A 19,761-nucleotide genomic window follows, 5' to 3' on the forward strand; every position below is an offset into this window, starting at 1 on the left:
ATCTGAGTCGGTTTCTGCTTATAGGATACCAGATGCACATAAATAAGTCTATCCCCTGATAACGAAGACAAGAGTTAGGTGTATTTTTTATAGTGTGGGTGATTTTCATAAATATGTTCAAAGTAAATTTTATAAAACAAGGTAAAGGGGAAGATCAAATCTTCCCCTTTACCTTGTTGAGCGCGCCCTTTTCTAGACGGGATACCTGCGCCTGGCTGATGCCGATTTCATTGGCCACCTCCATCTGGGTTTTGCCTTGGAAAAAACGCAGAGAGAGGATTTTCTTTTCCCTGGGAGAAAGGTTGTTGATGGCTTCCTTGAGGGCGATCTCATCGAGCCAGTTGCTGTCGTCGTTCTTGTCGCCGATCTGATCCATTACGTAGATGGTGTCCCCGCCGTCGGAATAAACCGGCTCGAAGAGGGAAACCGGCTCGACAATGGATTCCAGCGCCATCACCACTTCCTCCCGTTTGACCCCCAGTTCCCTAGCGATTTCCTCCACTGTGGGTTCCCTAAGGTTGCTGCCCGTCAGCCGTTCCTTGGCCTGCATGGCCTTGTAGGCCATATCCCGCAGGGAGCGGCTGACCCGTACGGAATTATTGTCCCGCAGATAGCGGCGGATTTCCCCGATGATCATGGGTACCGCGTAGGTGGAGAAACGGACGTTCTGAGAGATATCGAAATTGTCGATGGACTTAATCAGTCCAATGCATCCCACCTGAAACAGGTCGTCTAAGTTCTCGCCCCGCTGAGTAAAACGTTGGATGACGCTGAGCACCAGCCGCAGGTTCCCGTTAACCAGGTCCTCCCGCGCCTGCTTGTCGCCTTCCTTGCACCGCTTTAGCAGCGCCATCTTTTCCGACTCCGTCAAAACTTTCAGCTTCGCCGTGTTGACCCCGCAGATATCCACTTTGTTAAACTGCATCAAGCCGCCCCCTACCGATGATTTCCATTGTCAGTAAGAGTATGACCGGAAGGGAAGGGCGGCATACAGAAATTCCAGGTTCTTCAATTTAAGAAATTTTACCAGTTATCCGGCCCGCTCCAGTTCCTTTTTGAGCCGTTCGATGATCCGTTTCTCCAGGCGGGATATGTAGGATTGGGAGATGCCCAGCCGATCGGCTACCTCCTTCTGGGTGTGCTCCTTTTCCCCGCACAGCCCAAAGCGCAGCTTCATGATCTGCGCCTCCCGGTCGGACAGGTGCTCCACTGCACTGAGCAGCAGGTCCCGTTCCACCTGCTGTTCGATGCCCCGGTTGACCACGTCCGGGTCGGACCCCAGCACGTCGGAGAAGAGCAGCTCGTTGCCGTCCCAGTCCACGTTGAGAGGCTCGTCGATGGACATTTCGTTTTTCAGCTGCACGCTTTTGCGCAGATACATCAAAATCTCGTTTTCGATGCACCGGGACGCGTAGGTGGCCAGCTTGATGTTGCGCGACGGGCAGAAGGTGTTGACCGCCTTAATCAGCCCGATGGTGCCGATGGAAATCAGATCCTCCACGCAGTTGTTGGGAGATTCGAATTTCTTCGCAATGTACACCACCAGCCGCAGGTTATGGGTAATCAGCGGTTCCCTTGCCTTGGCGTCGTCCTGGGTTTGAAGTTTGCGGAAAATCACCTGTTCCTCCTCCTGTGTCAGGGGAGCGGGCAGCGTTTCCGGCCCGTTGATGTAGTGAACCTCCTCCATGAGCCCCAGCCTTACTTTGAGCAGGTTGACCCATTTCTGTACCGCCATCCAAATCGGTTTTGCCACCCGTTTCATTGCCATAACCTCCTGCACTTATTTCATAGGAAGAAGCTGTGGATTCATCAGCCCCCGGTATTCTCCCGAGGAGAGATTGGTGTCGGACACGGCCACAAATGCCCCCTGCACCGTCACCGGCTCCTCTTTGGTATGTATGACGATCTCATCCGCCTTGAAGGAGGGAAGAAGACCGTTTGCGCCCACGCTTTTGTAGGGGATCACCCGGTAGCGCCGCTGCCAGGCCTCCGGCAGGCGGACACAGGCGGCGCTCGCGTTCTGAAAGGCGGGACGGACCGGGTCGGGTAGCAGCTCCCGCACGCTTTGATATTCCGCCAGAACAACCGGCGAACCGGTGAAGGATTCGGTCAAGGAATTGCCGGTGTCCGCCAGGGTGCGGAGCGTTACGCTGCGCCCCTCCACCGTCACCGTCAGGTCATAGATAGATTTGGGCGGCGCCCCTTTCTGGAAGAACCGGTGAAACAGGGACAAAAGCAGATAGGCCGCCGCTGCGGTGACCACCAGCAAAAGCGGGGAAATGTCGAAATAAAACGCGCCGTTTCCCATGGCAAGACCGGGAGGCGCCACAAAGAGCCAGAGGGCGAAGGCAATGCCGGCAAAGGCGAAATTCACGGTAAAAAAGCAGGCATAGAGCTTTAGAAACCGTTTGAAAGAGGCGGCGTGAAAGGAAGCGAGGACAATGAGAGCGGAAAAGACCGCTTTGGTGGCGATGGAAAAGAGAATGCCCAGCTCCGGCAGCAAAATCACAAAGGAAAACAGGGCCCCCAGCGCCGCGCCCGCCAGCAGGCGCAGACGTTTGTACGGCTGATGGGCGAGCCTTGCGGTAACCAGAAGCAAAAAGAAATTCATAAAAAGGTTGACGGCGAATAAAATGTCCACATAGATGGTCTGGGTCATATCCGCCCGCCTCCTTTTCCTCTTCGATGCTTGGCCCACAATGAGGGCGTACCTTTAGTATATATGGCAGGGGCGGCGAAATTATGTCACTTCCGATTGTCATATTTTCAGTTTTCAAGGGAGACGGAAAAGGGAATAGAAAACGGCCGCTGCCGGCGGAGGCGCCGGCAACCGATGTGGTTGCCGTGCTTCTCCGCACATGCAGCGGCCGTTTGACCGGTTTGTGAACCTATTCGTGGGATTCGATGACTTCCCGGTCGCGGAACAGCAGAGAAATGCACCACAGTCCGCCCAGGAGAACCAGCGTATAGATGACACGGCTTACCGCCGCGCCCTGTCCGCCGAACAGCCATGCCACCGCGTCAAACTGGAACAGGCCGATGCTTCCCCAGTTCAGGGCGCCGATGATGACCAAGATAAGCGAAATCTTATCAAGCACTCTTGTCAACTCCTTGTCAACTCCTTATCAAACGTCATTTTCACTCTCAGTATGCCATCAAATGTGTTACTTTATACCGAGAGCCGGATTCGTTTGCAAAAATTTGGGATGGCCCTTACAAGAAGAAGCCATGGCCCTTCCCGCAGGTATCCAATGCCGTAAGACCCGGCTGCAATTGCCGCATTTAGGCAAATACGGTTTTACTTGCTTGCCGCCCGGCAGGCTGAATAAGGGAAAGATGCCGGCGGCGCGGATCGTTTTCAGCAAAATGGATGAGGCTCTTGCCAGGAGAGCCAAACGGGGGAGAACCTTGTTTTTCTTACAATCGCAAGAAAAACGGAAAAATCCCTGCGGAATGTTCTCCGCAGGGATTAGCTTTGCCCAAATTCGGCGGTTTATGCAGACGCTTGCTCTTTTTGCCGTTTGATGACTTTTAAACGGGAAAATTCTTCCCGGTCCTTTTCTTCCAGCGCTTCCGTGATGAATTTTACCGTTTCATCAAAACGGGGAATGATGATATTTTTGAGCGCATTGGCCCGTTTTTGCGTTTTGCGGATGGCGTTTGCCAGCCGGTACACACTGTTTTCCACCTCCGCCAGCTCCACCGTCAGCATTTTTACCGCGTAAAATTTGATATACGCTTCGTCGAGCAGGGAGTTGGAGGATTCGAAGCCATAGCTCAACGTGGCGGGCTGCGCGTCGATGGACACCAGCGGAATTTCCACGCCCATGACGCTGCGGTAAGTGATGTGCACCCCTTCTTCCACCGGCGTGGCGCCGGCGATTTCGTCGCAGATGCCCAGGGAGATGTTGGCCCGCTGCAGGGCAATGTAAGCGCTCGAAAAGGTCTCGTCAATCTTATTTTGAATTTCGGTGGCCTTGTCGATGAGGGACATCATTTCCCGAATCAGGATGTTTCGCTTGCGGTCGAGCAGGTCAAACCCCAGCCGGGCCAGGTTTAACGACCGCTTGGTGTCGAGCAGGTTGCCCTTGGTGGGAGAAATCTGCTGGTTCACAATGCCTCACATCCCTTCTTATAAGGCGCCGGCCGTTCCCGGCGTCTCGCTTTGCTTATAGTGCTTTTCGAGCATCTCATCGTCCACACGGTCCAGCTCTTCCTTGGGAAGCATGGAGAGAAGCTGCCAGCCCAGATCCAGGGTTTGGTCGATGGTGCGGTTTTCGTGAAAGCTCTGATTTAAAAACAGGGTTTCAAACGCCTTGCCGAACTCAATGTACCGGTGGTCGATGGGGGAGAGCTCCTCCTCGCCGATGACCGACGCTAAGGACCTTGCGTCCTGCACATGGGCATAAGAAGCAAAAAGCTGGTTTGCAAGGGCGGAATGATCCTCTCTCGTGTAGCCCTCGCCAATGCCGTCCTTCATCAGACGAGACAGAGAGGGAAGCACCGATACCGGCGGATAAATGCCCTTGCCGTCAAGGCTCCGGTCGAGCACGATCTGACCTTCGGTGATGTAACCGGTCAGGTCGGGCACCGGATGAGTAATGTCGTCGTTGGGCATGGTCAGAATCGGAATCTGGGTGACCGACCCGGTGTGCCCCTCGATCATGCCCGCCCGCTCGTAAAGGGAAGCGAGGTCGGAATACAGATAACCCGGATAGCCCTTGCGGCCGGGAATCTCGCCCTTGGACGAGGAGAATTCACGAAGTGCCTCCGCATAGGAGGTCATGTCGGTCATGATGACCAGCACGTGCTTATTCTGCTCAAAGGCCAGATACTCCGCCGCCGTCAGCGCGCAGCGGGGGGTCAGAATGCGTTCGATGATCGGGTCGTTTGACAGGTTTAAGAACATGGTAACCCTGGACAGGGTACCCGAATCCTCAAAAGAACGGCGGAAGTACTGGGCCACGTCGTTTTTGACGCCCATGGCCGCAAACACCACGCAAAATTCCGCCCCTTCCTCCTCCGCGATCCGAGCCTGGCGCACGATCTGTACGGCAAGCTCGTTGTGTTTCATGCCCGAGCCTGAGAAGATGGGTAGCTTCTGGCCCCGGATTAGGGTCATCAGGCAGTCGATGGAGGAAACGCCGGTGTTGATGTAATTGCGCGGATAGGTGCGGGAGACCGGATTCATCGGCATGCCGTTGACATCCGCGAACTTCTCCGGAAACACGTCCCCGAGACCGTCGATGGGTTTTCCCTTGCCGTCGAAGATGCGCCCGAGAATCTCCGGAGACAGCGCTAGCTCCATGGGTCGCCCAGTCAGGCGGGTGCGGGTATTTGTCAAAGAAATGCCGCGTGTCCCTTCAAAGACCTGGATAATGACCCGTTCGCCGTCGATCTGTACAATACGGCCGGAACGGGATTCGCCGTTTTGCAGCTTGATTTCCACCATTTCCTCAAACCCGGCGTTTTTTACTCCGTCCAGGGCGATCAGCGGTCCGCTGATCTGATTGAGACCGATATATTCGAGAACCATAGGTTATCGTCCCTCCCAAACTTTACGCGGTCAAACCGGCGATGGTATCGTCGATGTATTTGATGTAGCCGTCCAGCTCCGAAAGCTTGTCGTTGGGCACGTCGTACTTGATGCGGATAAGCTTATCGAACAGGCCGGCCTCCGCCACACGGGAAATGGGAATGGAGGCGGATACCAGCTGGCGCGCGCGGTTATAGAGATGCAGGATCACCTGCATCATTTTCAGCTGCTTTTGCATGGGTACGTAGGTATCTTCCTTGTGATAAGCGTTTTGCTGCAGAAAACCCAGCCGAATGACCCGGGCGATCTCGATGACCAGCTTCTGGTCGTCGGGCAGCACGTCCGCGCCGATGAGCTTGACGATTTCCATCAGGTTGCTTTCCTCCTGCAACAGGGAATTGATCTGCGCCCGGCAGGAAAGAAAGTCCTTGCTGACGTTTTTCTCATACCATTCGGCAAGGTCAGTCACATACTCGCTGTAGCTGGTCATCCAGTTGATGGCCGGATAATGCCGCTCATAGGCCAGCGATTTGTCCAGCGCCCAGAAGCAGCGGGTGAACCGCTTGGTGTTTTGCGTAACCGGCTCGGAAAAATCGGACCCTTGCGGGGAAACCGCGCCGATGACGGTTACCGAACCTTCTTTGCCGTTTAACGTCTTCATGTATCCCGCCCGCTCGTAGAACTCGGACAGGCGGGAAGGCAGATACGCCGGGAAGCCTTCCTCCGCAGGCATTTCCTCCAGACGACCGGAAATTTCCCGCAGCGCCTCCGCCCAGCGGGAGGTAGAGTCGGCCATAATCGCCACGTGATACCCCATGTCCCGGTAATATTCCGCTAAGGTGATGCCGGTGTAGATGGAGGCCTCACGGGCCGCCACCGGCATGTTGGAGGTGTTGGCGATCAGCACCGTCCGGTCGGTCAGCGGCCGGCCGGACTTCGGGTCGATCAGCTCGCTGAATTCCTCGAGCACCTGGGACATTTCGTTGCCCCGCTCGCCGCAGCCGATGTACACGATGATGTCCGCGTCTGACCACTTGGCGAACTGATGCTGGGTCATGGTTTTCCCCGTGCCGAAGCCGCCCGGAATGGCGGCCGTGCCCCCTTTGGCAATGGGCAGAAGGGAATCAATGACCCGCTGGCCGGTAATCAGCGGAATGCTGCAGGGAAGGCGTTCGGCCACCGGCCGGGGAATGCGGATAGGCCAGCGCTGGGACAGCGTGAGTTTATGGATGTGTCCCTTCTGGTCCTTTAACTGCGCGATCGTATCGCTCACCTTATATTTCCCGCTGGGCTTTGCCGACACGATCTCTCCCGAAAGGTTCGGCGGAAGCATCAGCCGGTGGGTAATCAGCGGCGTTTCCGGGCATTCGGCGTACACGTCTCCGCCGCCCAAACGGTCCCCGGGCTTTATGAGCACCGTTACCTGCCATTCCCGGTCAGGATCCAGGGCCGGGATGTTGCAGCCCCGGCCGATAAAGGGGCCGGTAGCCTGCTCGATGGCTTTGAGCGGCCGCTCAATACCGTCGAAAATGTTGCTGATGATACCGGGACCAAGCTCCACGCTCATAGGCATTCCCGTGCCCTTGACGGGCTCGCCCGGCCGCACACTGGTCGTCACCTCATAGACCTGGATGGTCGTAAACTTCGAGGTGATGCCGATCACCTCGCCGATGAGCCCGTCGTTGCCCACGTACACCATTTCCTGCATGGAAAAGTCCGCGGTGTCCTTCACCGTGACAACCGGGCCGTTGACGCCGTAAATCACATTTTTCTCTGCCATGCGGCTTTCACCCCCGTCAGATTGCGCCGAAGAAGCCGAAAAAGGCCCGGCGCGAAACGTTTTGTCAATTTGCTTTAGCCGGCTCCACCGACAGGCCCGCATGCTCGGCAAACCAGACGTGCTGGCTGTCGAGGCGGGTGTCCAGAGTCTCGTCGGCCATCAGGCCGAACTCCCGGCATTCCATGCGAAAGCCGCCCAAACGGATGGAATCGTCCGCCTTAACCTGGCAGCCCTCCGAAAAGAGTTTGCTTAAGTCCCCGCCAAGGGGCAGGTCCGCTTCTCGCAGGTACAAGGTGACCTCTGCTTTCGGGAACAGCTTCGCCGCTTCCTTTGCCAGGCCTTCGAGAAAGGCCGGGTATGCGTCCGTCTTCGTGAAGGCTTCGATTTCCTTCTTTGCCTCGTCAAACACGTCTTTGGTGATCTCGCCGCGCTTTAACAGGGCGGCCCGGTGGAGCTTGAGTTCCTTTTGGGACAGATCCCGGCGGATGCCGGTGCGCATTTTGGAGATTTCCTGCTGAATCAGGTGATAGGCGTCGGTCAGCGCCTCGGTCTCCGCCTTTTCCAGCTCCGCTTTGTTGAAGGCTTCCGATTCCGCCAGGATCCGCGCCCGGCGTTCCTCGGCGTCCTTGTTGATGGCCTGTATGAATTTGCTTAGCTTTTCGTCCTGTAAAGCCATAGTCGAGCCTCCTCATTCATATCTTCACGCCGATGGCCTCACGCACATACTGCATGATGGAATCGGACGGGCGGGCCGAACCGTGGCGGTCCGGAATCTGCACGATCAGCGGGCGGTGGCTTGTGAGCTTCATGTCCAGAATGACTTCCGGGCACAGCTTCATCAGCCCCTCGGTGATCAGCACGATTCCGATCTCGCTGTTTTCCTTGGCTTCCTTCAGGGCCTGGCGGACCTCCGCTTCCTCGTGGACGACAACGCCTTCGATCCCCGCGAGCCGCATGCCCACCAAGGTATCGATGTTATCGCTGATTAATTGAAAACGCATCGTGGTTTCACCGCCTTTGTTATGTGCGCCCAAACGCTTTTTACGATACGAACAGGATCAGGATGGAAATAACCAGGCCGTACAGGGCGATGGATTCGCCCAGGGCCACGAAGATCAAAGACTTGGAGAAGGCCTTGGGGTTTTCTGAGGTGGCGCCGATGGCCGCCGGGGAGGCGGACGCCACAGCGATACCGCCGCCGATACAGGCAAGGCCCACCGCCAAAGCCGCCGCTAAGTATTTCATGCCGTCGGCGTTGGCCGCAGCGGCTGCCGCATCCGCGTCGCTGGTGGCGGGAGCCGGGGCTGTGGCGGGAGCAGCGGTAGCCACTGGCTGGGCGTTGTCGTCCGGGGTAGCCGCTGAAACCGCGAAGGGCATAGCGACCGCCAGCAGCATCACTGCGGCAAAAGCGGTCAGGTTGACGCGCAGGGCCTTGCGGGGAGAATTGCCTCTCTTAAGACTGCGGATGGAGAGAACGAGCGGGATGCACATAGCGGCTAAAATCAGAACTGCAAACAGAGCATACATTAGTATTTCCTCCTCATAATTCAGGTTCCCGTCACCGGGCGATAGGGAAAACCGGCCGGAACGCTACTGATTTTGTGTCTTTCTCGACCGGATGGACAAAAAGGGTTTGCCGTTGCCGGAGTAGAACCGGCTGAACATTTCGTAGTATTCCAGACGCAGCACCTGGATGGCCACAAGAAGGGCTTCCAGACAGGCGACGATGACATTGCCGATGACCACCGCGATGGTATACCCCACCGGATCGAACAGCTCGGCGATGACGAATACTACCTTCATCATGCCCGCGTGCACCAGCACGAAGGCGCCCACCCGCAAAAAGGACAGGGTGTTGGACAGGTAGCTTAAAAGAAAATCAAAGAGCTCGAAGAAGTTGCCGGAAATGAATTCGCCCACGCTGTCTTCGAAAATCTTCGGCTTTCGTCCAACCAGATTTCCAAGCGGCTCCCGAAAGAACATCACAAGCAGCGGGAGCACAATCAAAAACAGAATATAGGGCAGGCTGAAGAGGTTTAAGCCCGTGGCGAAGAGCAAAGCGCCCGCCGTTAGGATGGACGCGTAGAAGACAAGCCCCGCCGCCCCGCTGGGGCCGAAGAGGGCATCCGCGTACCGTTTTCGTCGAAGCCCCGAAAAGATGTTGATGACCATGGCCACCATATTGAGCACGCAGCCGATGGCAATGGATGCGAGCAGAATCAGAGTAATGTTTTCCGGCTCCATCACCCTAAAGGGAGAGAGGCCGAAGCTTGCGTAAATAGAGTCGAGAGCGGTCTCAAAGCCGAACACCGACCCGAAGATACAGCCGAACAGCGTAGAGAAAATACTCGTGCGCATCAAGATGGGACCGATGGACATATGCCGTTTCTTGTACATATACAGTCCCACCAAAAACAGCAGGATGCCCTGCCCCACGTCGGCGAACATAATGCCGAACAAAATGCAGTAGGTGATGCTGATGAAAACGGTGGGGTCCACCTCGTCGTAATCCGGCAGGCCGAACATATCCACGAACATCTCAAAGGGCCTTGCGAGCCACCTGTTTTTGAGCCGGATGGGCGGAGTTTCGTCCCGCGGCGCGTCATCCGGCGGCTCGAACACCACCTGCACCGCTTCCATGTCGTCAAACCGGTGGAAGAATTCCTCCTGTTTTGCGGCCGGGATCCAGCCGATCAGGTGGAAAAGCGTCCCGTGCTTGGCGGCGTACCGCCTGAGATCGAACGCATCGCTTAGATAGGTCAAGAAAGAGTATGCGTTCTCGATTTTTTCGTGCTGCTTTTCCCAGGACGTTTGAATTTTTTGCGTCAGCTGCGAAAGCCGCTTGCGGTCTACGGCCACCTTTTTCTGAAACCGCTCGATTCCTTCTTCCGGGGTCCCGTTTACCCCGGGAACCCGCAGCCGTTCGAAGTACAGATGGGAGAAAATCCGGTCTACTTCCTCCACCTGCTCCCGCGGGCAGAAATACACGCCCCAGTAATGGGTGGTGTCCACCGACCCGGGGAAGAACATCACATAGGGATTGTCCTCATACGCCTGCAGCTTCGGGTAGCTGTCCCTGGGGATGCGCCCGAAACGCACCTTGATGAACTCACAGGAGAACACCTCGTCGAGCCGGACGTTGAGCCCGGTAAAGTGGGACAGCTGTGCGATGAAGGTTTCCCCCATGGAAATGTCTTCCTTGAGGGCGCGAAACTGTTGGTCCAAGGTCCTGAATTCGTCCGACACATGGTCCACAAACTGCCCAAGGCCTTCCCGGTCGTAATTGACCGGCGAAGTGACCGGCGTCAGCTTAAGCGGCGGCGCGTGAGATTTGGAAAGCTCGTCGAGGGCCTGCAGCATCGGCGTATAGGGGTTATCCTGGCTGATGGAGGCGTAGCCCTTGCTGTCTTCCAGGAAGGTCAGCGTCGATTCCGGATGAAAGTCCTCATCAATGCATACCCGTTCCAATGCCGTGTCCATCGTGTCCAGTTTTCCCAGCACGTTGACCAGCAGCATTTTTTCAATCGCCATGGTTCACTCTCACCTCCTGCCCTTAAGCATGTTCCAGAATCAGGAGCTCCCGGATTTTGTCAGGGGGCAGCTGGTATCGGATGCCTTCGATGATATTGATGATGTTGCGCAGTTCGTTTTCTGCGATGATGGTGTAAGCCAAAAACACGGCCGGCGGATTCACAGAGAAGCGCATGGTGTGCAGCGCTTCCCGGAAAACCAGGGCCGACAGAGTTTCCTCCAGATAGCCGCCCTGCGTTTGCGAAAGCCGGTGGCCGTACTTGGTCCGCTGAAAGACGGCGAATGCCTCGTTTGCCGTCTTGGCGTGAAGCATGGCGTCCAGCTCCTCTTTTTTGATCACATGCTCGTAAGGAAGGAGCCGGGACCGGATTTCATCCGGCGACGCGGTGGAAAATGCGTTTTTGTAACGCAGGATGCGCAGCACGTTGTCCAGCTCCACCGTCATATAGTAAAAATCCAGCAACTCCTTTTTCATCTTGCCCCGGGTGTGCCGTTCAATCAGCGCAAACGCCCGGTCGTATAAATAATGGTAGAGCCGCGTTTCAATGGTAGTCAGGTCCAGCTCGTCGGGCCGCTTGCCTGCATAAGGGGAGAGAAGCGGTTCAAATGGCGTGCCTTTGAGCACCGCTAAAATATCATCAAAGGTCTTGCACTTGGCTAGATCCATGAGACGGATGTCGGTATGGTGCTCGAAAAAGGTGGGAAGATGAAAGAGGTATTCGTCTTCCTGCCCGTAGTTTAAAAGCCGGATACAATGGAGAATCTGCTGAATTTCGCCTCTGAGCACAATGATTTCGTAGAAAAACTCCCGTCCCGCGTATTCGAATACGCACAGAGACGAATAGTCCTCAAAGGATTTACGCCGAAGAAGCTCCTCAAGCCTGCCCCGGTGAACGTCCACCGAACGGACCTCGCTCAAAAAGGGACCGAAATAGGTACGGTTTTTCAGATAGAGAGCCGCTTCCCCTACCGACTGGCAGGCCAGCAGCTCGTTAAAGTTCTGTAAAGTCAGCCGCTTGCCGAATTTGGCGCGTGCCTTTGCGGATAAAGCGTTGTGAGAATAACTGCCAGCCATCGCGTTTCGCCTCCTTTGGCCAGGCTTTTTCCTTTATTCCCGGCCCAGGGTGCGGTTGACGATGGTTTTGATCCAGGCGTCCTTGTTGCGTTCAGCCGTCCGGTCAAGGGAATCCATCACGCCGGCGTACGTTTTCTGGGTTTGCTCCCATTCTTCCTCGGCAAAGCCCCGTTCCTTTTCTTCCAGCTGTTCGACCTTTTTGCGGGCCCGGGTCAGATACTCGTCCTTGAGCGCCTGGCTCTTTTCCTCGACGGTCATTTCCGCCTGCATGCGCATGGAAGAGGCGTCCTCGGTGAGCTGGCGCGCCTGCTCATCCATTTCAAGGATGCGCTTGATCATTTCTTGCATACGGATCCCCTCCTAAAAGTCGTAAAAGGGAGAACGCCAGTGGCGCTCTCCCGCTAAAATGCCCGAGGTATTTTGGTGATTGAGTGCATGCCGATGGTTGTTATTATATACCCGTTTTTTCGTCATTACAAGGTACAAATTACTGAATAAAACCCAACCAAACCATAAATTTCGTTACAATTTGTTGAAAGGCCAACTTAGTTTTTCAGACTCTGAAGCGGTGCCGGAATCCGTCCGCCCCGGCTGATAAAGCGGGCCGGCGACATGCGGTTGACCTCCATGACCGGACCGCCGCCCAAAAGGCCGCCGAAACTCAATTCCTCGCCCACCTTCTTGCCGATGGCAGGGATTACCCGCACGGCGGTGGTCTTGGAGTTGACCATACCGATGGCCGCCTCGTCGGCGATGATGGCGGCGATGATTTCCGCGGGCGTGTCCCCGGGGATGTTGATCATGTCAAGCCCTACCGAGCAGACGGCGGTCATGGCTTCCAGCTTTTCTAAACACAGCGCACCCGAACGGGCCGCGTCGATCATCCCCGCGTCCTCCGTCACCGGGATGAACGCGCCCGACAAGCCTCCCACATGGGAGGAAGCCATCACGCCGCCCTTTTTGACCGCGTCGTTCAAAAGAGCCAGCGCCGCCGTGGTTCCATAAGCGCCGCATTGCTCGAGACCCATTTCTTCGAGGATATGGGCCACCGAGTCGCCCACCGCCGGCGTGGGTGCCAGCGATAAATCCACAATGCCGAAGGGCACGCAGAGCCGGCGGGACGCCTCCTGGGCCACCAGCTGACCCATACGAGTGATCTTAAAGGCGGTTCGCTTGATTAAGTCGGCCACTCCCGTCAGATCACAGTCTCCCGCTTTCTTCAGGGCCGCCCGTACTACGCCCGGGCCGGAAACGCCTACGTTAATCACACAGTCCGGCTCGCCCGGGCCGTGAAAGGCGCCCGCCATGAATGGGTTATCCTCCGGTGCGTTGCAGAAAACTACCAGCTTCGCGCAGCCGATGCAGTCCCGATCAGCGGTGATTTCCGCCGTCTCCTTCACCACCCGGCCCATCCGGGCCACCGCATCCATGTTGATACCGGCCTTGGTGGAGCCGATGTTCACCGATGAGCACACGTGCTCGGTAACGCTGAGGGCTTCCGGGATGCTCTGCAGCAACGCGTAGTCCCCCGGGCCGAAGCCCTTTTGTACCAGCGCCGAATATCCGCCGATGAAGTTGACCCCCACCGCCCTCGCCGCCTTTTCCAGCGTCAGGGCGAATTTGACCGGATCCTTTCCCGGGCAGGCCGCCGCAATCATAGCGATGGGTGTGACCGAAATGCGCTTATGAATGATGGGAATGCCGTATTCCTTCTCAATGTCCTCGCCGACCTTGACCAGGTCCTTTGCATAGCGGGTGATCTTGTCGTAAATTTTTTCACAGGCCGCATCTATATCCGGGTCGCAGCAGTCGAGCAGAGAGATGCCCATAGTAATGGTGCGAACATCCAGATTCTCGTTGTCGATCATCTGGATGGTTTCCAGAATATCGTGCACATTTATCATTTGGAACCTCCCCCTTGTTATACGCGGTGCATGGAATTAAATATGTCTTCATGCATGATTTTGACCGAGAGGCCCATTTTTGTGCCTAAGCCTTCCATCCGGTCGGAAAGCTCGGTAAAGGGAATGGTGCAGTTGGAAATATCCACCAGCATAATCATGGCGAACAGGTCCTGCATGACCGACTGGGTCACCTCCGTAATGTTGACATTGACCTGGGTGCACAGGTTGGAGACGCCGGCGAGAATGCCTACCATGTCCTTGCCGATTACCGCAATAACTGCGCGCATAACGATCCCTCCATACTTATTTAATAACCCACTCATTATGCCGCTTTGTCAGAATTTTGTCAAGGTGTTTTGGGTATTCTATGGTTGCGTGATTCTATCCTATGCTGGGATTTCTTTCTTGACAAATCCTACCCCCTTCACTATAATTTTAGTTACAATCCATGCCGCTGTGGTGGAATCGGCAGACACAAGGGACTTAAAATCCCTCGCTGGCGACAGCGTACCGGTTCAAGTCCGGTCAGCGGCACCAACCATATGTACGCCAATGTGGACGGTACAAGAGCCGTCTGGATTGGCGTATATTTTTTGTACGAGTTCCCGCACAGCAAGGCGCGCATCAAAGTTTTCGGTAACGTTATTAAGGACCTTTACGATTTCTTCCGGTCGTATTTTTACACCTTGATAGATTCTCTTTTCCGCGATGATGTTTTCCAGCTCAATTTTGCGGTCGCGTTGTCTGTCGATTTCCTTTTGCAATTCCGGGAACGTCATGCCCGACATAACAGCCTTTACCCCATTGCTGATCTGTTTCTCAACCTCGACCAATTCACGCTTTTCGGCTTCACAGTCAGGAGCAGCGGAATTGATTTGATTTGCATAGTCCCGTGCGATCTCATCGAAATCCCAATCTAGTATTGCTGCTTTGATCTGGGTCATTACAAAAAGCTCCAATTCATCCGCGTTGATATTTGCGCTTTTACAGGTGTGGGTACGATATTTATTTCCGCATTCATAATAACGATTTTCTCGGAGGCTGCCATCTTTACGTTTGGCGACATTGCAGTGCCCTACATACGTTGCGCCGCAGCTGGCGCATTCGATAAGCCCGGATAGCAGATATTCGCGTTTTGCTTTGTTGGAAGCATTTTTTTTATTGTCTTTCATTCTTTTTTGCACCCTTTCCCACGTATCTTCGTCAATGATTGGCGGGATGATTCCACCTATGATAACCGGATTTTCCGTCTTTTTGCCGCCAGCCCATTTTCTCATAATGCGAATATTCCGTTCATTCCATTTATAAATGCCGATATATCGTTCATTTTGCAGGATGCTGTTGAAACTGTTCTTGCCGAAAGGGCGCCCAAATTTCCCGGTTTTGCCCTGCAGTTTCTCAAGGATTTGCCTGTAGCTTTCGCCGTCAGCGTAACTTCGAAAAATTAATCGGACGATCTCGGCCTCCATTGTATTAATAATGTATCTCCCATCCTTAATATCGTATCCCAGTGGGGCGTGGCCTCCGCAATACAACCCTTTTTTGGCCCGCTCCATCATGCCGGCCATGGATTTTTTGCGCGTGTCCAGGACCATGTGCTGACCTAGGCCTGCCGTGATTAATTCGGTTAAAAAGCTGCTGGGGTCGGTGATGTCGCCAAGCTGCTGGGTGGTGGATATGACCTGAATCCCGGCCGCCCTCATTGCCTTGCGAAACGCAAACCAGTCTACCACGTCACGGGAGCCGCGCGAAATGTCATAGACTACCACCGCGTCGAATTCGTGGCGTTCAGCGGCTTCAACAAGTGCCCGGAACCCCTCTCTATTGGTATTTGTACCGGATTCGGCCTCGTCGCTGTACGCGGCGCACAGGTCAATTTGGTGATCTAGACAGTATTTTGTGATAGCTTCCATTTGGTAGGCGATGCTATTATCTGTCTGCTTGTCAGTGGAGTAACGTGCGTAGGCTGCGGCTTTCATTTTTGATCCTCCTCTTGATAATAGGAGGCCAACCTGCTACAATAGTTATGTATTGTATATTGTGCCTGTCGGCCTCGCTGACAGGAACCGCTCTCTGGTGTTGGTAGCGCTAGAGGGCGGTTTTTATAATTTTCAGGTTTTTTAACGATTCCAGCAATAACAATTTCTGCATATTTATTCGTCGAATTTCAGCATGAACTTAACGATATTTGGAAAGAACTGCAAAAAAGCCGTTTTTATACCACTGTTTATTGAATATCGCTATTTCCTGAAAAGTTGCATAATCACAAAATGTGAATCTGCGTCACTTGATTTTAGCTATTTCGTGCAATATAATCTTATTAAGGGCGAGAGTTCAATATATATTGTACAAAAATCGCATACGTTTGGGGTGGTAACGACAATTAATCTATGTCCGTCAGTTTATACCTGCCGCTACTTACCAGATCGTCAGAGTAATCAACAAGCTTCTTGCGGCCTTCGGCGTTTAAAGCCTCATAATTACGAATGAGGGCTTCTTTTTGAGGATCACTTGGATCAACGATTTTTTGCTTTGGTGTTTCGTCTGCACCCATTAAATAGGTAAGAGACACATTTAATTTTTCAGCATATTCAGCGGCTACCGTGATTTTAGGCGTCCTCTGGTTAGTTTCATATCTACTGATAACCTGTTTCGAGGTGCCTAATAAATCAGCCAGATCATCTTGTGACAGTCCCCTAGATGTTCTTATTTCTTTAAGGCGATCTCCAAATGTGCGTGGCTCGTTTTCGGTGGTTTGTGCAAACTCAGTTTCCCATAATACATCTAACGAGACATTAAGAGCCCTAGCAATCGATACACTTTGGCGTCCTCTCGGTTCTTTCTTTCCGTTTAAATAATCAGATACAGCAGCTTCACTCAAACCTGTTGCCCGGGCCAAATCGACCGCTTTCATATCTTTCATGCCCATCAGCCTTTTAAGATTCTGCGAAAAACTCACACCGTCACTCCCCTTCGCACAAATCTTAACATATGCTAAGTTTTTTTGCAAGAGGTATTGACAATCTTTTCGAAAGTTAATATAATAAGCTTGAAGTTAGCGAAAGTTAAGAATGGAGGTGATTATATGTACCCGTTCAAATACCCCGACTTATATGGTGAACTTGCAAAACAGGGAAAAACTAAAAAATTTCTTGCACAACATTTGAATCTCACCTTAGCTGGACTGCGGTATAAACAAAGCCCGAAAACAAGCGGTGATTTTTCTGGCGAAGAAATGAGAAAAGCGTCTGCTTTGCTTGGGAAACCGGCAGAATACCTTTTTAATTTAGCAAACGAGCCACAAGCCAACCGAGCCAGCTAAAAAAAGGAGAGGAGAAAAATGAAAACGGCCATTGTCCAAAATGGCTTATTTGAAGTCAACGAAATAGGAGAGGTTTTTCGAATAAAAAACGGAGTTAAAACTCTTGCGTCTCAGTCTAAAACTGGACGAAATAAACGGTACTGCGTTGTTACGGCCCGTGTGGATGGAGTCCAACGTCACTACTATGTCCATCGTTTGGTAGCCGAAGCTTTTATCCCAAAGCCCGAAGGAGCCTCCGAAGTAAATCATAAAGACGGAAACCCTAGCAACAATCGGGTAGAAAATCTCGAATGGTGTAGTAGGAGTGAAAACGCAGAACACGCATTTCGCACTGGCTTAATAAACCCATACAGAAATGCAGCGCCTTGTCAAAATTGCGGTGAATACACGTGCGCAAAAGACCATATTTGTCCTGCGTGCAAAGCGGAATTAAGAGGTCTTGCAAAACGTGACGACAGAAGTGCGTATGCACGTGATGCGCTCGCTCAGATACCACCTTGGGCAATGACAAAAAGAACATCGCAGTTTGTGGAAATGCGTAAAGCGGGGTTATCGCTGGAAGAAGTCGGACTTATATGTGGCGTATCGAGGCAATGCGTAGATCAAGCAATAAAGATGGCGTTTGCAAAAGCAGCTAAGGGAGCGCACGCTGGTAACCAAGTAAGAATAGAAGTCGGCCGCCTTGAAAGAAAAATCGCAAAACGCAAAACTAAAATTCAGGAGATTGATAAAGAAAAATCTCGAATCACAGAGGAAATAAACGATCTTGAAAAGTCAATCGCACGTCTATTGCAATCAGCAGATCAAGCCAGCTAAAAAGAAAACCCGCCCAAGCGGGCGGGTGAAAAAAGTTACGCTTTATTTTTTGCTATTTTATTTTCTAATTTTTTTCTTCGGCTCTCGAAACCGCCCTTTGTAGTATCTATTTGACCGTATTTTATGGCCATATCGCAAATTTCAATTGCTTTTTTGTAGTTCTTTTCTTTTTCATAAATGATGGCAAGCTGCTGAAAAGATGGGCATCTGGGGACGTTGCGCCCAGCCGTCGTCAATGGCACACAGTATTTTGGATAAAGTTCTATATCCTTTAAGCAGTACTTTTTTGCTTTGTCTAAGGCATCTGATCTGGTTTCTCGCTGTTTATAGTAAAGGTTAATCAGATGATTATAGACAAAATGCAAATCGACTACGTCGTCTTTAAACGAAGAAGCGTACAACAACCACTTTTCAGCAATATCGTATTTTTTGTCAGCAATAGCATATTGGGAAACCTGCCATATAAAGCCTGCTGGTGATTTTGAAAAAGACGAGAAATTAGAATTTGTCATTAATTCAACATCTTTTTTATTTGCATCTGATTTCATCCAATACGAAGTCATTAGTTTCTTTTCATCGTATGGAAGAGAATCCCACAAATCGGATATCCCATAATGCCCTATGACTCCAGTATAACCTTTTCTTTTAAAAATCATAATTTCACCTCCTCTCCCATCCAGATTTTACAACCTAGGGGGTGAAAATTCAACACATTTCGAGAAAGGAGGCCCCTATGGAACACACCGTCATCATCGACCTGCCGAAAAAGCCGCCGCCGGAACTGCTGGCCAGGCTGGCAGGAAAAAGCCCAGACGAGTTTTTGGAGTACCTTCGAGCGGTGGTTTTGAAATCCAGAGGAAAGGAGGACTCCCCATGCAAACGATCCTAGCGATCCTTGGCGTGGTGTTTTTGACGGCGCTGGCCCTGCGCGGATGCTACATAACCGAGCCCGATCAGCGGGAGCGGCGGGTCAAGCGGTATGTCAGGCAAATGAATCAAGTTAATAGGAGAAGGTAACAAGATGAAATCAACCGGAATCATCCGCAGAATTGACGACTTTGGAAGAATCGTCATCCCCAAGGAAATCAGAAAAGCCAAGCGTATCCATGACATGGACCCGCTCGAAATCTATGTGGACGACGAATTTATTTTGCTGCGCAAATACGACATTGGAGAGACGCCGAAAGACATACTCGACGATTTTGCCGAGGCTATTGAGGGCCATCCCTACCGCAAGCGGATCATGGGCCTGCTCGCGGATGTGAGAGAGCTCCTAAACCAAGAAAAAGCGCCCGACGCGGCGGCAACCGCAATCGAGCGCAAGAACAAATAAACCATCGTTATTGTAAACCAGATTAGGAGGTTTGTCAAATGTTTGAGCCCAGTGAGCAGGAAATCCGGGAAGCTATTACATATCTTGCATTGGAAAACATCCGGCTTAAACGCCGCCTGGAAGAAGCGAATCGTTTGCGCCAGAGCAATCTAGACGCCTACGTGTCCGAAAGGAACAGAGCTGACAGCCTGCAAAAGGAATTGGATGAAATGATGGAAGCAGCATCAAAATCCATAAATGTCATATAGGAGGCCGCTATGTGCGAAGAATGCAGGCAATACCCGCATGATCCACGATGTCCGAATGCTCCCCCGCCGCGTAAAGTGGCAAAATGCAGCCTATGTGGCGAAGATATCCTGCAAGGAGACGATTGCTGTGAAATCAGCGAATACGTCTACTGTATGGCGTGCATCTGGAGTCATGTAAAAACGGCAGGTGATTATCTTGATTAAGCGTGGAGTGGA

At 52.8% G+C, this 19,761-nt stretch carries 24 protein-coding genes and 1 tRNA gene; 7 read left to right on the forward strand and 18 right to left on the reverse strand.

The genetic code is table 11. The features are described from left to right. Positions 1–154: 154 nt before the first annotated feature. The 15 genes from sigG to WMO26_RS08185 form a co-directional block, all read right to left on the reverse strand. Positions 155–925, reverse strand: coding sequence for an RNA polymerase sporulation sigma factor SigG (gene sigG / locus WMO26_RS08115; protein WP_349219480.1), 771 nt, complete (start codon positions 923–925; stop codon positions 155–157). 105 nt (positions 926–1,030) lie between these two features. Continuing rightward, positions 1,031–1,735 (reverse strand): RNA polymerase sporulation sigma factor SigE, encoded by a 705-nt coding sequence (sigE, locus tag WMO26_RS08120; RefSeq protein ID WP_435431550.1) that lies wholly within the window; start codon positions 1,733–1,735, stop codon positions 1,031–1,033. A gap of 45 nt (positions 1,736–1,780) precedes the next feature. Continuing rightward, positions 1,781–2,659, reverse strand: a complete 879-nt coding sequence (locus WMO26_RS08125; RefSeq protein ID WP_349219484.1) for a sigma-E processing peptidase SpoIIGA — start codon at positions 2,657–2,659, stop codon at positions 1,781–1,783. Positions 2,660–2,888: 229 nt separating this feature from the next. Next, positions 2,889–3,098 carry a DUF378 domain-containing protein gene (locus WMO26_RS08130; RefSeq protein ID WP_349219486.1) on the reverse strand — a complete coding sequence of 70 codons (210 nt, stop codon included), beginning with the start codon at positions 3,096–3,098 and terminating at the stop codon, positions 2,889–2,891. A gap of 395 nt (positions 3,099–3,493) precedes the next feature. Beyond that, complete coding sequence (locus WMO26_RS08135) at positions 3,494–4,117, reverse strand: V-type ATP synthase subunit D (protein WP_435431551.1); 624 nt, start codon at positions 4,115–4,117, stop codon at positions 3,494–3,496. Between the two features lie 15 nt (positions 4,118–4,132). Further along, on the reverse strand, positions 4,133–5,536 hold the full coding sequence (locus tag WMO26_RS08140; protein ID WP_349219490.1) for a V-type ATP synthase subunit B: 1,404 nt from the start codon (positions 5,534–5,536) through the stop codon (positions 4,133–4,135). A 22-nt stretch (positions 5,537–5,558) separates the two neighbouring features. Next, positions 5,559–7,316, reverse strand: coding sequence for a V-type ATP synthase subunit A (locus tag WMO26_RS08145; RefSeq protein ID WP_349219492.1), 1,758 nt, complete (start codon positions 7,314–7,316; stop codon positions 5,559–5,561). A 64-nt stretch (positions 7,317–7,380) separates the two neighbouring features. Then, positions 7,381–7,992 (reverse strand): V-type ATP synthase subunit E, encoded by a 612-nt coding sequence (locus WMO26_RS08150; protein ID WP_349219494.1) that lies wholly within the window; start codon positions 7,990–7,992, stop codon positions 7,381–7,383. Positions 7,993–8,008: 16 nt separating this feature from the next. After that, on the reverse strand, positions 8,009–8,317 hold the full coding sequence (locus WMO26_RS08155) for a V-type ATP synthase subunit F (RefSeq protein WP_349219496.1): 309 nt from the start codon (positions 8,315–8,317) through the stop codon (positions 8,009–8,011). A 40-nt stretch (positions 8,318–8,357) separates the two neighbouring features. Beyond that, positions 8,358–8,843, reverse strand: a complete 486-nt coding sequence (locus WMO26_RS08160) for an ATP synthase subunit C (protein WP_349219498.1) — start codon at positions 8,841–8,843, stop codon at positions 8,358–8,360. Positions 8,844–8,906: 63 nt separating this feature from the next. After that, complete coding sequence (locus WMO26_RS08165) at positions 8,907–10,847, reverse strand: V-type ATP synthase subunit I (RefSeq protein ID WP_349219500.1); 1,941 nt, start codon at positions 10,845–10,847, stop codon at positions 8,907–8,909. Between the two features lie 22 nt (positions 10,848–10,869). Continuing rightward, positions 10,870–11,922 carry a V-type ATPase subunit gene (locus WMO26_RS08170; RefSeq protein ID WP_349219502.1) on the reverse strand — a complete coding sequence of 351 codons (1,053 nt, stop codon included), beginning with the start codon at positions 11,920–11,922 and terminating at the stop codon, positions 10,870–10,872. Positions 11,923–11,955: 33 nt separating this feature from the next. Then, positions 11,956–12,270 carry a hypothetical protein gene (locus tag WMO26_RS08175; RefSeq protein WP_349219504.1) on the reverse strand — a complete coding sequence of 105 codons (315 nt, stop codon included), beginning with the start codon at positions 12,268–12,270 and terminating at the stop codon, positions 11,956–11,958. Between the two features lie 197 nt (positions 12,271–12,467). Further along, positions 12,468–13,826, reverse strand: a complete 1,359-nt coding sequence (locus WMO26_RS08180) for a PFL family protein (RefSeq protein WP_349219505.1) — start codon at positions 13,824–13,826, stop codon at positions 12,468–12,470. Between the two features lie 17 nt (positions 13,827–13,843). Beyond that, positions 13,844–14,113, reverse strand: coding sequence for an ACT domain-containing protein (locus tag WMO26_RS08185; RefSeq protein WP_349219507.1), 270 nt, complete (start codon positions 14,111–14,113; stop codon positions 13,844–13,846). A 163-nt stretch (positions 14,114–14,276) separates the two neighbouring features. Here WMO26_RS08185 and WMO26_RS08190 point away from each other — a divergent pair. Continuing rightward, a tRNA-Leu gene (locus WMO26_RS08190) sits at positions 14,277–14,363 on the forward strand. Here WMO26_RS08190 and WMO26_RS08195 read toward each other — a convergent pair. Further along, complete coding sequence (locus WMO26_RS08195; protein WP_349219509.1) at positions 14,342–15,805, reverse strand: recombinase family protein; 1,464 nt, start codon at positions 15,803–15,805, stop codon at positions 14,342–14,344. The two genes, WMO26_RS08190 and WMO26_RS08195, sit on opposite strands and share 22 nt — an antisense overlap. 404 nt (positions 15,806–16,209) lie before the next feature. Then, the gene (locus WMO26_RS08200; protein ID WP_349219511.1) at positions 16,210–16,785 is read right to left on the reverse strand and encodes a helix-turn-helix transcriptional regulator; all 576 of its coding nucleotides are present in this window, start codon (positions 16,783–16,785) and stop codon (positions 16,210–16,212) included. Positions 16,786–16,911: 126 nt separating this feature from the next. On the opposite strand from WMO26_RS08200, the gene WMO26_RS08205 reads away from it, so the two are divergent. Beyond that, positions 16,912–17,148: a hypothetical protein gene (locus tag WMO26_RS08205; RefSeq protein ID WP_349219512.1), complete on the forward strand. Its 237-nt coding sequence runs from the start codon at positions 16,912–16,914 to the stop codon at positions 17,146–17,148. An 18-nt stretch (positions 17,149–17,166) separates the two neighbouring features. Then, the gene (locus WMO26_RS08210) at positions 17,167–17,964 is read left to right on the forward strand and encodes an HNH endonuclease signature motif containing protein (protein ID WP_349219513.1); all 798 of its coding nucleotides are present in this window, start codon (positions 17,167–17,169) and stop codon (positions 17,962–17,964) included. A gap of 35 nt (positions 17,965–17,999) precedes the next feature. On the opposite strand, the gene WMO26_RS08215 is transcribed toward WMO26_RS08210, so the two are convergent. Then, positions 18,000–18,620 (reverse strand): tetratricopeptide repeat protein, encoded by a 621-nt coding sequence (locus WMO26_RS08215; protein WP_349219514.1) that lies wholly within the window; start codon positions 18,618–18,620, stop codon positions 18,000–18,002. Between the two features lie 77 nt (positions 18,621–18,697). Between WMO26_RS08215 and WMO26_RS08220 the strand changes: the two genes are divergently transcribed. The 4 genes from WMO26_RS08220 to WMO26_RS08235 are packed head-to-tail and all read left to right on the forward strand — an operon-like array spanning position 18,698 to position 19,545. Then, positions 18,698–18,853: a hypothetical protein gene (locus WMO26_RS08220; protein ID WP_349219515.1), complete on the forward strand. Its 156-nt coding sequence runs from the start codon at positions 18,698–18,700 to the stop codon at positions 18,851–18,853. After that, positions 18,838–18,981: a hypothetical protein gene (locus tag WMO26_RS08225; RefSeq protein WP_349219517.1), complete on the forward strand. Its 144-nt coding sequence runs from the start codon at positions 18,838–18,840 to the stop codon at positions 18,979–18,981. Before WMO26_RS08220 ends, WMO26_RS08225 begins: the two co-directional genes overlap by 16 nt. Positions 18,982–18,985: 4 nt before the next feature. Next, positions 18,986–19,297 carry an AbrB/MazE/SpoVT family DNA-binding domain-containing protein gene (locus WMO26_RS08230; protein WP_349219519.1) on the forward strand — a complete coding sequence of 104 codons (312 nt, stop codon included), beginning with the start codon at positions 18,986–18,988 and terminating at the stop codon, positions 19,295–19,297. Positions 19,298–19,335: 38 nt separating this feature from the next. After that, complete coding sequence (locus WMO26_RS08235) at positions 19,336–19,545, forward strand: hypothetical protein (protein WP_349219521.1); 210 nt, start codon at positions 19,336–19,338, stop codon at positions 19,543–19,545. Positions 19,546–19,761: the final 216 nt, after the last annotated feature.

Origin of the sequence: Solibaculum intestinale (assembly GCF_040096205.1) — a bacterium.
GTDB classification, from domain to species: Bacteria; Bacillota; Clostridia; order Oscillospirales; family Acutalibacteraceae; genus Solibaculum_A; species Solibaculum_A intestinale.

Excerpts from the sequence above, each read along its gene's own strand:
- sigG (WP_349219480.1), bottom strand. The coding sequence starts at position 925 with ATGCAGTTTAACAAAGTGGATATCTGCGGGGTCAACACGGCGAAGCTG.
- sigE (WP_435431550.1), bottom strand. The coding sequence starts at position 1,735 with ATGGCGGTACAGAAATGGGTCAACCTGCTCAAAGTAAGGCTGGGGCTC.
- WMO26_RS08125 (WP_349219484.1), bottom strand. The coding sequence starts at position 2,659 with ATGACCCAGACCATCTATGTGGACATTTTATTCGCCGTCAACCTTTTT.
- WMO26_RS08140 (WP_349219490.1), bottom strand. The coding sequence starts at position 5,536 with ATGGTTCTCGAATATATCGGTCTCAATCAGATCAGCGGACCGCTGATC.
- WMO26_RS08145 (WP_349219492.1), bottom strand. The coding sequence starts at position 7,316 with ATGGCAGAGAAAAATGTGATTTACGGCGTCAACGGCCCGGTTGTCACG.
- WMO26_RS08150 (WP_349219494.1), bottom strand. The coding sequence starts at position 7,992 with ATGGCTTTACAGGACGAAAAGCTAAGCAAATTCATACAGGCCATCAAC.
- WMO26_RS08155 (WP_349219496.1), bottom strand. The coding sequence starts at position 8,317 with ATGCGTTTTCAATTAATCAGCGATAACATCGATACCTTGGTGGGCATG.
- WMO26_RS08160 (WP_349219498.1), bottom strand. The coding sequence starts at position 8,843 with ATGTATGCTCTGTTTGCAGTTCTGATTTTAGCCGCTATGTGCATCCCG.
- WMO26_RS08165 (WP_349219500.1), bottom strand. The coding sequence starts at position 10,847 with ATGGCGATTGAAAAAATGCTGCTGGTCAACGTGCTGGGAAAACTGGAC.
- WMO26_RS08170 (WP_349219502.1), bottom strand. The coding sequence starts at position 11,922 with ATGGCTGGCAGTTATTCTCACAACGCTTTATCCGCAAAGGCACGCGCC.
- WMO26_RS08175 (WP_349219504.1), bottom strand. The coding sequence starts at position 12,270 with ATGCAAGAAATGATCAAGCGCATCCTTGAAATGGATGAGCAGGCGCGC.
- WMO26_RS08180 (WP_349219505.1), bottom strand. The coding sequence starts at position 13,826 with ATGATAAATGTGCACGATATTCTGGAAACCATCCAGATGATCGACAAC.
- WMO26_RS08185 (WP_349219507.1), bottom strand. The coding sequence starts at position 14,113 with ATGCGCGCAGTTATTGCGGTAATCGGCAAGGACATGGTAGGCATTCTC.
- WMO26_RS08195 (WP_349219509.1), bottom strand. The coding sequence starts at position 15,805 with ATGAAAGCCGCAGCCTACGCACGTTACTCCACTGACAAGCAGACAGAT.
- WMO26_RS08205 (WP_349219512.1), top strand. The coding sequence starts at position 16,912 with ATGTACCCGTTCAAATACCCCGACTTATATGGTGAACTTGCAAAACAG.
- WMO26_RS08210 (WP_349219513.1), top strand. The coding sequence starts at position 17,167 with ATGAAAACGGCCATTGTCCAAAATGGCTTATTTGAAGTCAACGAAATA.
- WMO26_RS08215 (WP_349219514.1), bottom strand. The coding sequence starts at position 18,620 with ATGATTTTTAAAAGAAAAGGTTATACTGGAGTCATAGGGCATTATGGG.
- WMO26_RS08220 (WP_349219515.1), top strand. The coding sequence starts at position 18,698 with ATGGAACACACCGTCATCATCGACCTGCCGAAAAAGCCGCCGCCGGAA.
- WMO26_RS08225 (WP_349219517.1), top strand. The coding sequence starts at position 18,838 with ATGCAAACGATCCTAGCGATCCTTGGCGTGGTGTTTTTGACGGCGCTG.
- WMO26_RS08230 (WP_349219519.1), top strand. The coding sequence starts at position 18,986 with ATGAAATCAACCGGAATCATCCGCAGAATTGACGACTTTGGAAGAATC.
- WMO26_RS08235 (WP_349219521.1), top strand. The coding sequence starts at position 19,336 with ATGTTTGAGCCCAGTGAGCAGGAAATCCGGGAAGCTATTACATATCTT.